Consider the following 12622-nt stretch of genomic DNA (forward strand, 5'->3'; position numbering starts at 1 on the left):
AATGAGTACTGGCTCATCGAGCTGCGAGACGACCGCGAAGGCGACGCGCACCTTCATGCCGCTCGAGAGATGCTTGAACGGGGTGTCGACGACAGCCTCGGCCTCTGCGAACCCGATGATCTCGTCGAACTGCTCGCTGATCTCACGCTTGCTGAGCCCGTGTAGCCCGGCCGTCAGCCAGACGTTGTCGCGCACCGTGAGGTCGCCGACGAAGCCGCCAGTGAGCTCGATGAGTGGCGCGACGCCTCCGTGCACCTTGACGGTGCCCTCGTCTGGGAGCAGCACCCCCGCGACGAGCTTCAGCAGCGTCGACTTGCCCTGCCCGTTCCGGCCGACGACACCGATCGCCTCGCCCGGGGCGACGTCAAAGGAGACGTTTCGCAGCGCCCAGAACTCGCCGGGCCGCGTGCGGCGCTTGCTCCCCGCGAACAGGTCCTTGAAGCTGCGACGCGAGCTGCGGTTGCGCTTGAAGCGCACGCCGAGATCCACAACCGAGATGATGTTTTGCGTGTTCGTCATCGGATCAGATTTCCTTCAGTACGCCGCCGATTGAGCGGCGGAACACCCACTGCCCGAGCGCGAGGGCGGCGAGTGAGATCACGGCGGCGGAGGCGACGAGGCCCCAGTCAAGCTGGCTCGGGAAGAATCCCGCTCGGAACAGCGAGAAGATGCCCGACAGCGGGTTGAGCCAGGCGAGCGGTACGGCGAAGTCAGGCAGGTCGGCCGCGCCGTAAATGATGGGGGAGGCATAGAAGAGCACCCGCAGCAGCAGCTTGACGGCGCGTTCGAGATCGCGGAAGAACACGACGAGCGGCGCAATCATGAGGCTGAGACCGAGGGTGAGGATCGCGAGCAGGATCACACCCAGCGGAAAGAGCACGAGCTGCCACGACACGGTGGCCCCGGCAAACACGGCGAACAAGACGAGTACGGGGAGGCTGAGGAGAAACTCGATCCCCTTCGAGGCGACGATTCTGCCGACCCAGATCCAGCGGGGGAGCGCGATCGAGCGCACGAGCCGCACGTCGCGCAGGAATGCCCGGGTGGCGTCGGTGAGGGATCCGTTCACCCACATCCACGGCAGCAGCGCGGTGAGGAGGAAGACGATGTAGGGCTGTTCTCCGACCGAACGATCGAAGACCTGCGTGAACACGAACCAGTAGATGACGCTCATGAGCAGCGGGTCGAGCACTGACCAGAGATAGCCAAGGACCGAGGTCGAGTACCTGACCTTCAGATCGCGTTTGGTGAGCAGCCACAGCGAGGACCAAGCCGTGCTGCGCCTACCGCCCCCCGGGCCATTTTCGGATGTCTTCACAGGAACTATCTTGCCGGGTTCAGCTCTGCCGCGCACTATAGCTCGCGGACCGCTGTTCATTTGGTAGGTTAGTGGGGTGCTGCCAGAAACCCCGTCTTCGCCGTCTGACCCATCGCCGGACGCGGAACTCGGTGCTGCAGAAAGTCGGCCGACCCTCGCATACAGCGATATGCCCTCCGCGCTCGACCCGAGCGAAGTCGTTTCAGCTGAGTCGGACGCTGGCGAGTCGGACGCTGGCGAGTCGGATGCTGTCAAGTCGGCTCGCGACGACGCGTCAGGCGACGAGGCCGCTGCTGCAGCCATGAACTCGGACGACACGAGAGTCATTCCCCGGGTGTCGGCTGCATCGGCCGCGCCGCCAGTGTCGGCCGCCCCGCCGGTCTCTGCAGTCCCCGCTTCGTCAGTGATCCAGCCTGAAACTCCGGCGACTCCGGCGACTCCGGCGACTCCGGCGACTCCGGCCCCCGCCGACGCGTCGCCCGTGCCCGCTGGCGCTGAGCCCGTAGCCGCGCCGCGCGCGCGGCGCACCCGGCCGGTTGCGCCGAGTGAGGCCGCCGAAGCACCTGAAACTCCCGCCCGCAACCGCATCGAGGTGCCGACACCCTCTGTGGTGCGTGCGCGAGAGCGCGGCCGGATCGCCGAGCAGAACCCTGTCGTGCTTCGCACCGAGATGCTTACGAAGGTGTACGGCGCGACGGTCGCAGCGAACGAAGTCTCCTTCGAAGTGCATGCCGGGTCGCTCACGGGCGTGGTCGGGCCAAACGGTGCCGGTAAGACCACGACGCTGTCGATGATCAGCGGCCTACTGCGGCCGAGCTCCGGTCGCGTTGCCGTCGGCGACGTCGACGTGTGGGCTGATGGGGCGGCAGCGAAGCGGCTCATCGGAACGCTCCCGGACCGTCTGCGACTGTTCGACCGGCTGACGGGCGCACAACTGCTCTACTACTCTGGCGTCCTGCACGGCGTCGCCGAGGCAGACGTCGCGCAGCGCAGCGGCGAGCTCGCTGTGGCGTTCGGTCTGGAGTCTGCGCTTGACCGGCTCGTATCGGATTACTCCGCTGGCATGCAGAAGAAGATCGCGCTTGCGTGCTCGATGATCCACGCCCCCGACGTGCTCGTGCTTGATGAGCCGTTCGAAGCGATCGACCCGGTGTCAGCCGCTAACGTGACGGACATCCTCGAGAAGTATGTCGCCGGCGGCGGCAGCGTGGTCATGTCGAGCCACAGCCTCGATCTCATTCAGCGCGTCTGTGACCACGTGGTCATCATCGTCGACGGATCGGTTATCGCGCAGGGCACGGTCGACGAGGTGCGTGACGGCACCAGTCTCGAAGAGCGCTTCCGGCTCCTCACCGGTGTCGACGAATCACAGAAGGGACTGCAGTGGTTGCACGGCTCTTCCGACTCCGAGTAGCGCTCGCCGGGGGCCTGTTCCGCGGCTCGGTACTCCGCGGGATCCGTGTCGCTTTCCTGCTCTTGCTCGCGCTCGCTGCCACCGCATTCGTTCCCTTTGCCGTGGCCTGGCTCACCGACCCGGGCCAGCTGCGCAACGTGCTCGATGTCACGATCGGGTCGGTAGTGCTCGCAGTTGCACTGCTCATTCCGCTGTTTGACAGTCGACGCACGCTCGTACCCAGGCAGTTCGCCCAGTTCCCGGCACGTCCGGCAAACATTGCGTTGTCGATGCTCGTGACGACGGTCGTAAGCTGGCCGTTCCTGATTCTTGTGGCCTGGCTGGTGGCGCTTTGGCTTGCGCGACCCGAGTGGCACACGGGCGGCGGGATCGTACCGCTCGCACTCGTACTCACCGCACTGTTCGCTGTCGTCGCAGTTCGCGTAGGATCGGGCCTCTCGCAGCTCGTCGTCGGCGAACGCTTTGCGGGTAGCCTCCGGCTCACCGGCGCGGTGCTGTGCATCGCCTTCCTGCCGCTGCTCGTGTTCGTGGTCGCGGAAAGCCTCGGCTCCGACACGAACCAGGTACTCATCGACGCGTCTGAAGTGCTGGCCTGGACGCCGTTTGGTGCAGGATTCGCCGCACTCACCGAAGCTGCTGCTGGCGAGCAGGAGTCCGCGATGCTACGGCTCGCTGTGCTGGGGGGCACCGTGATTGTGCTCGTGATTGCATGGTTTGCCATTGTCAGCCGGTCGCTCAGCACCGTTGAGCGCCCGCGTGATGTGCTGAGCGCGCGTCGCGGCCTCGGCTGGTTCGAACGCTTCCCCGCCAGACCCGCTCCCGTGATCGCCGCAAGGCAGCTTACATACTGGCAGCGTGATCCGCGTTACCGTATCGCGCTCCTCGCATTGCCGATTGCGCCCGTCGGGGTCGTCGCGGCGTTCCTCGTGGCCGGCGCAGATGTCACACTTGCTGCCGCGCTGCCGCTGCCCATCTTTATGCTGCTGCTCGGCTGGTCGCAGCACAATGACATCGCGATGGACTCCACCGCGATCTGGGAGCATGTCGCAAGCGGCATCAAGGGCTGGGCTGATCGTGCGGGCCGGCTGGCCCCGATCCTCATCTTCGGACTGCCCGCGGCCATTATCGGCTCGAGCATCACCGTCACCTTTATGGGCGACTGGCGGGCGCTTCCCGCGGTGATCGGCATGAACGTTGGCGTGCTGTTCATCGCCACCGGCGTTGCCTCGGTGTTCTCCGCGCTCATGCCGTACCCGGCGACGCGACCGGGAGATAGCCCCTTTGTGCAGCCGCAGTGGTCAGGCTCGGGATCGGGCACCTCGCAGACGATGTCGATGCTCGTTGCGCTCGTGCTGTCGGTTGCCCCGGTGTGGGCGTCGGCTGCTGCGATCGCCGATGTGTCCTTCCTGGGCAACATGTGGGCGCTTGCGTTCGGCGTGGGCTTCGGCCTCGTCGTGCTTATCGGCGGCGTGGCAATCGGCGGGAAGATTTTTGACAAGCAGGGTCCCGAGATCCTCGCTGTCACGCAAATCTTCGACTAAGCCAGGGTTCGACTCACGGAGCGCCTGAGCGGGTACAATGCCTGCATGGGTATTTTCACGCGCAACGCACCGGACACCGGCGGAAGCCTCGATGTTCTCGATCGCGAACTGGAAGAGCTCATCCAGGACTCGCAGATCGAGGACGGCGATCACGAGCGATTCTCGCACTACGTGCCGAAGGACAAGATCGTAGAGTCCGCTGTCACGGGTAAGGCCGTGCGGGCGCTCTGCGGGAAGAAGTGGACGCCGTCGCGCGATCCCGAGCGCTTCCCCGTGTGCCCCGACTGCAAGAAGGTCTACGAGCGGATGAAGAAGTAGCCCGACCTGCTCGCGCACTCACGGTTACGGGCGCAGGGTTCTGGGCTCTGGGCTCTGGGCTCTGGGCTCTGGGCTCTGGGCTCTGGGCGCAGGGCTCTGGGGCGCAGCGGTCAGCTCTCGCTTCCTCTCCGACCCTATTAATTCAAACCGACCCTTGCGTGGGGCGAAAACGGGGCGGAATAGATTAAACGGGGCCGTGTAGCTGCGGGATGCGACATGCTGCGGCTCAACGCCAGCGCGGGAGACCGCTGGGATCGCCGAGCACCGTAAGTCTCGCACCGGCACCGGCACCGGCCGCGGAGGCGGGAGCGCCTCAGAGAACTCCCACCGGGTGTGCACACGTCGCGGGCACGTGCTGACCGCTCAGATAAGTGCCCTCAACCGTGAAGACTCGGTTTGAGCGTGGTGGTGAGAACGATTCCGTCTTAGCGGTACTCGGTCGGGATCGCGGGGTCGCCGCGGGTGAGGCTCATCGCGACGCGGGGGAGCTCCGCAATGGACTCGCGGTGGCGCTTGCGGGCCAGCTCGATGCCGTCCGAGCCGATGTACTGTGGTTGGATCTCACCGCGGACAACGAGGTGCTCGAGCACCTCGCGGCTCGTCTCGGCAACCTCGGCCCCCTCGTCTGCCCCTCCCGGGCCATCGCCCAGGAAGATGAGCTCGGAGCGGGCGACACCGCGGGCGTTGTGCAGTCGGCGCACACTCTTGCGTCCGCCGACGGAAGCCTTGTCGGTGCTCTTCTTTGCGACGGAGACCCACTCGCCGTTGTCGTCTTCACGCGCGACGAGCTTGTAGACCATGCCCATGGTCGGGCTGCCGGAGCCGACGACAACCGAGGTGCCGACACCGAAGGAATCGACGGGTGAGGCGGCGAGGGCGGCGACGGTGTGCTCGTCGAGATCGTTCGTGACGGTGATCCGGGTGTTGGTTGCACCCAGCGAGTCGAGGAGTTCGCGCACCTCGACGACGATGACTGGGAGGTCGCCCGAGTCGATGCGTACGGCGCCGAGCGCGGTGCCGGCGACCTCGACCGCGGTGCGGACGCCCTGCTCGGTGTCGTAGGTGTCGACGAGCAGCGTGGTGTCGGGTCCGAAGGCTGCGATCTGCGCTTCAAATGCTTCGCGCTCGCTGTCGTGCAGCAGCGTAAACGAGTGCGCGGCGGTGCCCATTGTGGGGATCCCGTAGCTGCGGCCCGCCTCAAGGTTCGAGGTCGCGCTGAAGCCGGCAACGTAGGCGGCGCGTGCGGCAGCGACTGCGCTGCGCTCTCCGGTGCGGCGTGAGCCCATCTCGGCGAGCGGCTTACCGTTTGCCGCGTAGACCATGCGCGAGGCGGCCGTGGCGACCGCGGAGTCGTAGTTCATGATGCTCAGCGCGAGCGTTTCGAGGATGACGCCCTCGGCGAAGCTCGCTTCGACGGTGATGAGCGGGGAGCCGGGGAAGAACACCTCGCCCTCGGGGTAACCCCAGATGTCGCCGGTGAACTTGTAGTTTGCGAGCCAGTCAATGGTCTCTGCGCTGACGACGTTGTTGGTGCGGAGAAACTCGAGTTCGGCATCGGTGAAGCGGAACTCGGTGATGGCTTCGAGGAGGCGCCCGGTGCCCGCAACCACGCCGTAGCGTCGTGCCCCGGAGAGCCTGCGCGCGAACAGCTCGAAGACGCTGTTGCGGTGTGCGGTGCCGGCTTTCAGCGCGGCATCGACCATAGTGAGCTCGTAGTGGTCGGTGAGCAAAGCAGTTGAGGTATGCACCTCGCCAGCATAGCTAACGGAAGTCCCGTGACGCGATAGCGTGTGGCGCGGGGAGCGGTTCGAAGTCGTGCGCGATGACGTTAAACACCCCCTCGGGTGAGCGGTCGGCGACCCCGCGCACGATGAGCGCGGGGGCAGACTGGGCGACAAACCGGTGTGCCTGCCAGACCTTCGCCCAGACAACAAGATTCACTGTGCCGCTCTCGTCTTCGAGCGTGACAAACGTGACGCCCGCCGCTGTGCTGGGCCGCTGCCGATGGGTGACGAGGCCGGCGACCGCGACGGTCGACCCGTTGGGGGCATTCCGCGCGAGGTCTGAGCGCGCGATGCCGCGAGCATCGAGGGTCTCGCGGAGCAGCGCAAGCGGGTGGGTGCCGGTTGCGACGCCCGTCGTCCAAAGGTCGAGGGAGGTCTGCTCGGCTTCTGAGAGCACGGGAAGGAGCGGCGGCTGCACGTGCACGGCGATCCCCGGCAGGAAGCGGTCGCGGTTCTCGGCCGCCGGGCCGGCACCCCAGAGTGCGTCTCGCCGGTTCAGTCCGAGGCCAGCGCACGCCCCCGCGGAGGCGAGCGCCTCGAGTTTCTCACGGTCGAGGTCTGCGCGACGGGCAAGGTCAGCGAGGTCGGCGAACGGGCCAGAGGAGCGCGCCGCAACGATCCGCTCGGCGACACGCTCCCCGATACCGCGCACCTCGGCGAGCCCGAGCCGCACGGCGTGGGCACCGTCACGGCGATGCTTGCCGCTCGCGTCTTCAGCGGTGTCGTTGAACGCGCCGACAATCGGTTGATCGTGCTCGGCGCACTCGGGGAGGCCCGTGGGCGGCAGCGGTCGGGTCGCAGCGGGGTCGGCCGCTGACCCAGCCGCAGCACTGCCGGCGGTGCTGACTGCGGCAGTGGCTGCGGCACTGACAGCAGCACCGCCCGCGGCGCGGTCTGTGCGCGCTTCGACCCCCGCGTGCACTGCCGAGCGCTGCACGTCGGGCGGCAGTACCTTGACGCCGTGCCGCTTCGCGTCCTCGGCGAGGCTGCGCGCGGAGTAGAACCCCATCGGCTGCGACTGCAAGAGCCCCGCGAGGAATACCGCCGGGTAGTGCAGTTTCAGCCATGAGCTCACGTAGACGATGAGCGCGAAGCTGATCGAGTGGCTCTCGGCGAACCCGAAGTCGGCGAAGGACTCGAGCTGCGTGTAGACGAGCTGTGCCTGCTCGCCGTCGATGCCGTTCGAACGCATGCCTGCGAAGATCTTCTCGCGCAGCGAATCCATGCGCTCTTTGCCGCGTTTGGAGCCCATCGAGCGCCGCAGCAGATCCGCGTCCTCGCCCGTGCACCCGCCGACGGTTGTTGCGATCTGCATGAGTTGCTCCTGGAAGAGGGGGATCCCGAGCGTGCGCTTGAGCACCGGCTCGAGGCTCGGGTGCGAGTAGGTGATCTCCTCCTTGCCGGCCCGGCGCCGCAGGTACGGGTGCACCGCGCCGCCCTGGATCGGGCCCGGGCGGATGAGCGCGATCTCGATGACGAGGTCGTAGAAGCTGCGCGGCCTGAGCCTGGGCAACGTGTTCAGCTGCGCGCGGCTCTCGACCTGGAAGACGCCGATGGCGTCGCCCCGGCAGAGCATGTCGTAGACGCCCTGTTCCTCCTTCGGGATCGTGTCAAACGTCCACTCCTCGCCGGTTGCCGCCGCGACCATGCGGAGTGTTTTATCGATCGCGCTGAGCATGCCGAGGCCGAGCAGGTCGAACTTCACGAGCCGCATCGCCGCGCAGTCGTCCTTGTCCCACTGCAGCACGGTGCGATGCTCCATGCGAGCGTGTTCGATCGGGCAGACCTCGCCGACGGGCCGCTCGGTGAGCACCATGCCGCCCGAGTGAATGCCGAGATGCCGTGGGGCCCCCTTCAGCTCGGCCGCGAGGCGGAGCACAGCCTCGGGGATTGCCGCGTAGGGGGAGCTGAGGTCGTTACCCGGAGTGTTCCCTGGCTTTCCTGGGCGCTCCCGCCGCTGGGTTCGCTCACTGCCCGCGTCGCGCGCGTTTCCGGTTTTGTGGACCGGGGCCTGCGCGTGCTGCGCCGCACCCTCGCCGGTGTGAGGGCTGCTGACCTCTGGGAAGTCGTCGTGGTGGCTGATGCCGCTCGTCCACGCCCGCTGCTCTGCGGGGCTGTAGCCGAGCGCCTTTGCTGCGTCGCGGATCGCCGCCTTCGGACGATACGTGATGACGTTCGCGACCTGCGCCGCGTTGCGCCTGCCGTACTTCGCGTACACGTACTGGATCATCTCCTCGCGCCGCTCGGAATCGAAGTCGACGTCGATGTCCGGCTCCTCTTCGCGCAGGCTCGACAGAAACCGCTCGAACGGCAGGCCGTAGAAAATCGAATCGACCGAGGTGACCTTTAAGAGGTAGCAGATCGCTGAGTTCGCGGCGGATCCGCGCCCCTGGCAGAGGATCCCGCGCGAGCGCGCCTCCCGCACAATGTCGTGCACGATGAGGAAGTAGCCGGGGAAGTCGAGCTGCTCGATGACATCGAGCTCGCGTTCGATTCGCTCCCGCCTCGGAGCGTCGAGTGCGTCGCGGCCCGCCCCGTAGCGCTCCGCGGCGCCCTGCCAGACGAGCTCCCGAAGCCAGCTCATCTGGGTGTGCCCCTCGGGGAGGTCGAGCTTCGGGAGCCGGGGCGTCGCCTCCCTGAGGGAGAATGCCAGCTCGCGCGCGAGCGGCACGGTGCGGGCGACGGCGTCGGGATGCCCGGCGAAGTGACGCAGCATCGCCGCGGGACTGCGGAGGTGCGCGGCCCCCGAAGCCGGCAGGTGCGGGTCGAGCTCGGCGAGGCTGCGCCGGGAGCGGATCGCCGACATCGCCTCTGCGGTGCGGGTCTCGGGGCGTGTCGCCGCGTGCACCGCCCCCGTCGCGAGTGTCGGCAGGCCAGCCTCGGCGGCGAGTGCTGCGAGCCGCGCGTTGCGTTCGTCATCGCCGGGGTGGCCGTGATGCGTGAGCTCGACGAACACGTTGTCGTGCCCGAAGAGCGAGGTAAGCCGGTCGAGTTCGGCGCGCGCCGCAGCGTCGCCGAGCCGGCCGCCCTGCCCGGCTCCCGGAATGCTGCCGCGCCCGCCTGGGCCACCGCGGCTGCTTGCGCGGCCTGCGCTGCCCGGGCTGTCACTACGTTCGAGCGCCCGCCGCACCGCGCCCTTGCGGCAGCCGGTAAGGATGGCCCACTCGCCATTCGCCGCGGCCGCGAGCTCCTCAATGTCGTAGTGGGGGCGGCCCTTCTCGCCGCCCGCGAGCTGCGCCTCGGTGATCGCGGCCGCGAGCCGGTGGTAGCCGCCCGTGCCGCGGGCGAGGGCGAGCAGGTGCGTGCCCGCGGGGTCGGCCGCGCCGAGCTGTGGGGCGTCGAGACCGAGCGTGAGCTCCGCCCCGTATACGGTGAGGAAATCGGGCGCTGCGAGTGCGGCCTCCGCGAATCTTGGCGCGCCGTAGAAGCCGTCGTGGTCGGTGAGCGCGAGGCCCGCGAGCCCGAGCCGGCGTGCCTCGGTGACGAGCTGCTCGGGGGAGGACGCGCCGTCGAGGAAGCTGTAGTGGGAGTGCGCGTGCAGCTCCGCGTACTCGGGCAGTGAGGATCGCGCGCGCTCAGTCATAGCGGCCCTCCGCGAACCAGCTTGCGGCAGCGCCCGGCACGTCGGCCTCGCGGGCATTGGGGCGGGCACCGGGTCGGGCACCGGGGTGGGCGCGGACGAGCAGCAGCCAGCTGTCACCGGTGTCGAGCTCGACCTGCAGCCGGAACCGCTCGGGCCTGCCCTCCCACCAGCGCTCGCGGATCGGCCACGGCTTCGACCAGCCACGCACCGCGCCCGGCGTCTGCTGCGCCTCCACGCTCAGCGCGTGCGGAATCGCCGAGAGCAGCTCTTCATCGTCGATCCCCACAACCTCGCCGCCCGCGTCGAGCAGCCGGGCCCGCAGCGGTGGGGCAAACACGAGGCTTGGGGTCGGCCCCGTGAGCGATCCGGGCCACGGACCCGGGGAACGGTCGCGCCTGGGAGCGGATCCCCAGTGGGTGAAGCGCTGCCGGTCACGCAATAACCGCCCGCCGTCGAGCGACATCGTTCCGACGCCACCCGGGCCGAGCAGCCCCTGCGCCCGACTGAGATGGTGGTGCACACGCTCGTCGGGCCCGCTCGTCCACAGCCCGGGCTCGTGCGCGGCGCTCCGGTCGGTCCGCACGGGCGCGATCCGCACCGCCGAGATGCCCGCCCCCGCGCGCTCGTCGCCCGCCCCCGCAAACCCCGCAACGAGGCTCTCTGACTGCCAACGCAACCTTGCGAGCGTGTCCTGCGGCGAGAAGAACCGCGGGTGCGCCCAGTCGCGTTCGTGCCGCACGCCGATGTCATCGGTGAGCGTCACCCGCAGCGACGTGCACACAAGCCGCTCCGCAGTCAGGGCGCCGATGAAGCGTTCGACGAGGGCACTGCACGCGAATGCGAGCTGCTCGGTGCCCGCAACTGGCGGCTCAAAATCGAGGCTCAGCACGAAGTCGCGCGCCGCCTGCTGCGCGCGGATCGGCTCGCCACGCTCGGCATCCTCGCCGCTGGCATGCCGGTGCGCGAGCACCCCGGCCGGGCCAAAACGCGCCCGCACAGCATCTTCCGGGAGCGCAGCAAACGCACCGAGCGTGTAGATGCCGAGCCCGGGAAGCAGCTCGCCCAGGCGTTCATCGGTGCCGCGCGCGACGGGCAGCTCGCTGAGAAACGCGGCAGACTCGCCCGGGGCGACGATCCACACTCCATCACCGGGGGAAGGACCGACGCTCGCTGCCTGCTCCGCCGCGAAACGGCCGTCGGCGACCCCGACTCGGGCCGCCCCGAGCCCCTCGTCGTGCGCAAAACCGCGCAACACGGCGGCGACCGCGTGCTCGCCGCCGTAGTAGCGTGCGGGCCCGCGCGCCCGCATCGCCACGAGCCCGGGGCGGATCTCCTCGATCTCCGGCACGAGCTCGGTGAGCTTTGCGAACACGGGCGCGAAGTCGCGCGGCTCGCTAGCGCTGTCTGCCGCGCGCGCAGCCACACCGCTGCCCGGCCTCGGCCAGTCGGTGAGGTTGAGCACAATGACGCGTTCGGGAGGCACTGTTCACACCGCCCTGAGGGCGCGTAGCGGTGGTGCCTCGCGACGATCCACCGCGAGACGGCCGCGCTCGAAGCGCACGGAGTGGCGTCTCAAGCCGCGGCGATCCTCTGACTGCACCGTGAGCTCGCGCGCTGTGAGCGCGCCGTGACCGGCTCCGAGCCCCGCCCAGCGCGACGATAGGACCGTGAGCCGCGACTCGCTACGCGCCCACTCGCCAACGACCACGAGGGCGGCACCGTGCTCGCGCAGCCGTGCCGCGAGCCGCTCGATGTCGGCGGGGGAGACACGGGTCTCGAACCGCGCGACCACGACCGAAAGTGTCTCGCTGAGCGTGCCCGCAAGTGTGAGCGCGTGCTTGCCGGGCTCGGGTATGAGCACGCAGCGGTCGAGCGCAATGCCGAGCGACACGGCAGCCTCGGCCCCGAACTCTGGGCAGCCGAGCACTCCGCACCAGGCCCCGCCCTGCGAGGCCTCCGCAAGGAACGCGAGCGCGAGTTGCCACGAACCCTGCACCGAATACGCGGAGCCCGCCCGGAGCGCCCCGCCCGGCAGCAGCGCCCCGAGCCCCGGGGCCGTGGGCAGTGCGCGCTCGTCGATCCGCAGCGGCTGCATCTCGGAGATGCGCTGCTGCAGCTCGGGAAGCGAGGCTGCGGAACTCATGCGACCATATTCGAACATATGTTCGAATCAGTCAAGCTCGAAGTCGTGGCGCCCGCGTGTCGGCGAAGCGGCATAGGATGGGGGTGATGAATGAAGACGATCTTGAGGAATACGAACGCGAAGCAGAGCTGGCGCTGTTTCGTGAATATCGCGATATCGCGAGTCAGTTCCGATACGTAGTCGAGACCGAGCGCCGCTTCTACCTCGCCAACGAGGTCGATCTGAAGCGGAACGATGCGGGCAACGATTTCTACTTTGAACTCACCATGGGTGACGTGTGGGTGTGGGATGTGTACCGCTCCGACCGCTTCGTGAAGTCCGTGCGCGTGCTCACCTTCAAGGACGTGAACGTCGAAGAGCTATCGGCTCGCGAATTCAAACTGCCGCAGGAGCTCTCACTCGACGAGTAGTTCTCATGTGGGCTGATGCGCCGTTTGGCGTGGCCGGGTGACGCAGTCCTCCTAGGCGCGGTGTTCAATCATTCTCCACAGCCGAGCGAAATGCTTCGGACGGCCAGATCC

At 68.0% G+C, this 12622-nt stretch carries 10 protein-coding genes; 4 read left to right on the plus strand and 6 right to left on the minus strand.

Annotated elements, in window-relative coordinates; all coding sequences use genetic code 11:
• Together ACI1US_RS01035 and ACI1US_RS01040 are read right to left on the minus strand one after the other, a co-directional pair.
• Positions 1-519, minus strand: a 519-nt coding sequence (locus ACI1US_RS01035) for an ABC transporter ATP-binding protein (RefSeq protein WP_461637437.1), incomplete at its 3' end; no start/stop codon positions are given.
• A 4-nt stretch (positions 520-523) separates the two neighbouring features.
• On the minus strand, positions 524-1318 hold the full coding sequence (locus tag ACI1US_RS01040) for an ABC transporter permease (RefSeq protein ID WP_461637439.1): 795 nt from the start codon (positions 1316-1318) through the stop codon (positions 524-526).
• 76 nt (positions 1319-1394) lie between these two features.
• Here ACI1US_RS01040 and ACI1US_RS01045 point away from each other — a divergent pair, with 76 nt between their 5' ends.
• From ACI1US_RS01045 to ACI1US_RS01055, 3 genes are read left to right on the plus strand one after another with little or no spacing between them, the layout of a single operon-like run.
• The gene (locus ACI1US_RS01045) at positions 1395-2732 is read left to right on the plus strand and encodes an ABC transporter ATP-binding protein (protein ID WP_461637441.1); all 1338 of its coding nucleotides are present in this window, start codon (positions 1395-1397) and stop codon (positions 2730-2732) included.
• Complete coding sequence (locus ACI1US_RS01050) at positions 2702-4273, plus strand: hypothetical protein (RefSeq protein WP_461637443.1); 1572 nt, start codon at positions 2702-2704, stop codon at positions 4271-4273. The genes ACI1US_RS01045 and ACI1US_RS01050 overlap by 31 nt, the downstream gene beginning before the upstream one ends.
• Before the next feature lie 45 nt (positions 4274-4318).
• On the plus strand, positions 4319-4591 hold the full coding sequence (locus ACI1US_RS01055) for a DUF3039 domain-containing protein (RefSeq protein ID WP_416549717.1): 273 nt from the start codon (positions 4319-4321) through the stop codon (positions 4589-4591).
• Between the two features lie 425 nt (positions 4592-5016).
• Here the strand turns inward: ACI1US_RS01055 and ACI1US_RS01060 are convergent, their stop codons facing one another.
• The 4 genes from ACI1US_RS01060 to ACI1US_RS01075 are packed head-to-tail and all read right to left on the minus strand — an operon-like array spanning position 5017 to position 12101.
• Positions 5017-6339 (minus strand): nicotinate phosphoribosyltransferase, encoded by a 1323-nt coding sequence (locus ACI1US_RS01060; protein WP_416549716.1) that lies wholly within the window; start codon positions 6337-6339, stop codon positions 5017-5019.
• A 13-nt stretch (positions 6340-6352) separates the two neighbouring features.
• A complete protein-coding gene (dnaE, locus tag ACI1US_RS01065) occupies positions 6353-9958 on the minus strand; it encodes a DNA polymerase III subunit alpha (RefSeq protein WP_461637446.1) in 3606 nt (1201 codons plus the stop codon).
• Complete coding sequence (locus tag ACI1US_RS01070) at positions 9951-11441, minus strand: DNA polymerase Y family protein (RefSeq protein WP_461637448.1); 1491 nt, start codon at positions 11439-11441, stop codon at positions 9951-9953. The genes dnaE and ACI1US_RS01070 overlap by 8 nt, the downstream gene beginning before the upstream one ends.
• A 3-nt stretch (positions 11442-11444) precedes the next feature.
• Positions 11445-12101: a hypothetical protein gene (locus ACI1US_RS01075; protein WP_461637450.1), complete on the minus strand. Its 657-nt coding sequence runs from the start codon at positions 12099-12101 to the stop codon at positions 11445-11447.
• 86 nt (positions 12102-12187) lie between these two features.
• Here ACI1US_RS01075 and ACI1US_RS01080 point away from each other — a divergent pair, with 86 nt between their 5' ends.
• Positions 12188-12511: a DUF2469 domain-containing protein gene (locus ACI1US_RS01080; protein WP_461637452.1), complete on the plus strand. Its 324-nt coding sequence runs from the start codon at positions 12188-12190 to the stop codon at positions 12509-12511.
• Positions 12512-12622 lie beyond the last annotated feature (111 nt).

Origin of the sequence: Leucobacter sp. BZR 635 (genome assembly GCF_048061935.2) — a bacterium.
In the GTDB taxonomy this organism is placed as follows: Bacteria; Actinomycetota; Actinomycetes; order Actinomycetales; family Microbacteriaceae; genus Leucobacter.

Bases quoted from the DNA above. Each gene is read 5' to 3' on its own strand.
- ACI1US_RS01055 (WP_416549717.1), top strand. From the start codon at position 4,319: ATGGGTATTTTCACGCGCAACGCACCGGACACCGGCGGAAGCCTCGAT.
- dnaE (WP_461637446.1), bottom strand. From the start codon at position 9,958: ATGACTGAGCGCGCGCGATCCTCACTGCCCGAGTACGCGGAGCTGCAC.
- ACI1US_RS01075 (WP_461637450.1), bottom strand. From the start codon at position 12,101: ATGAGTTCCGCAGCCTCGCTTCCCGAGCTGCAGCAGCGCATCTCCGAG.
- ACI1US_RS01080 (WP_461637452.1), top strand. From the start codon at position 12,188: ATGAATGAAGACGATCTTGAGGAATACGAACGCGAAGCAGAGCTGGCG.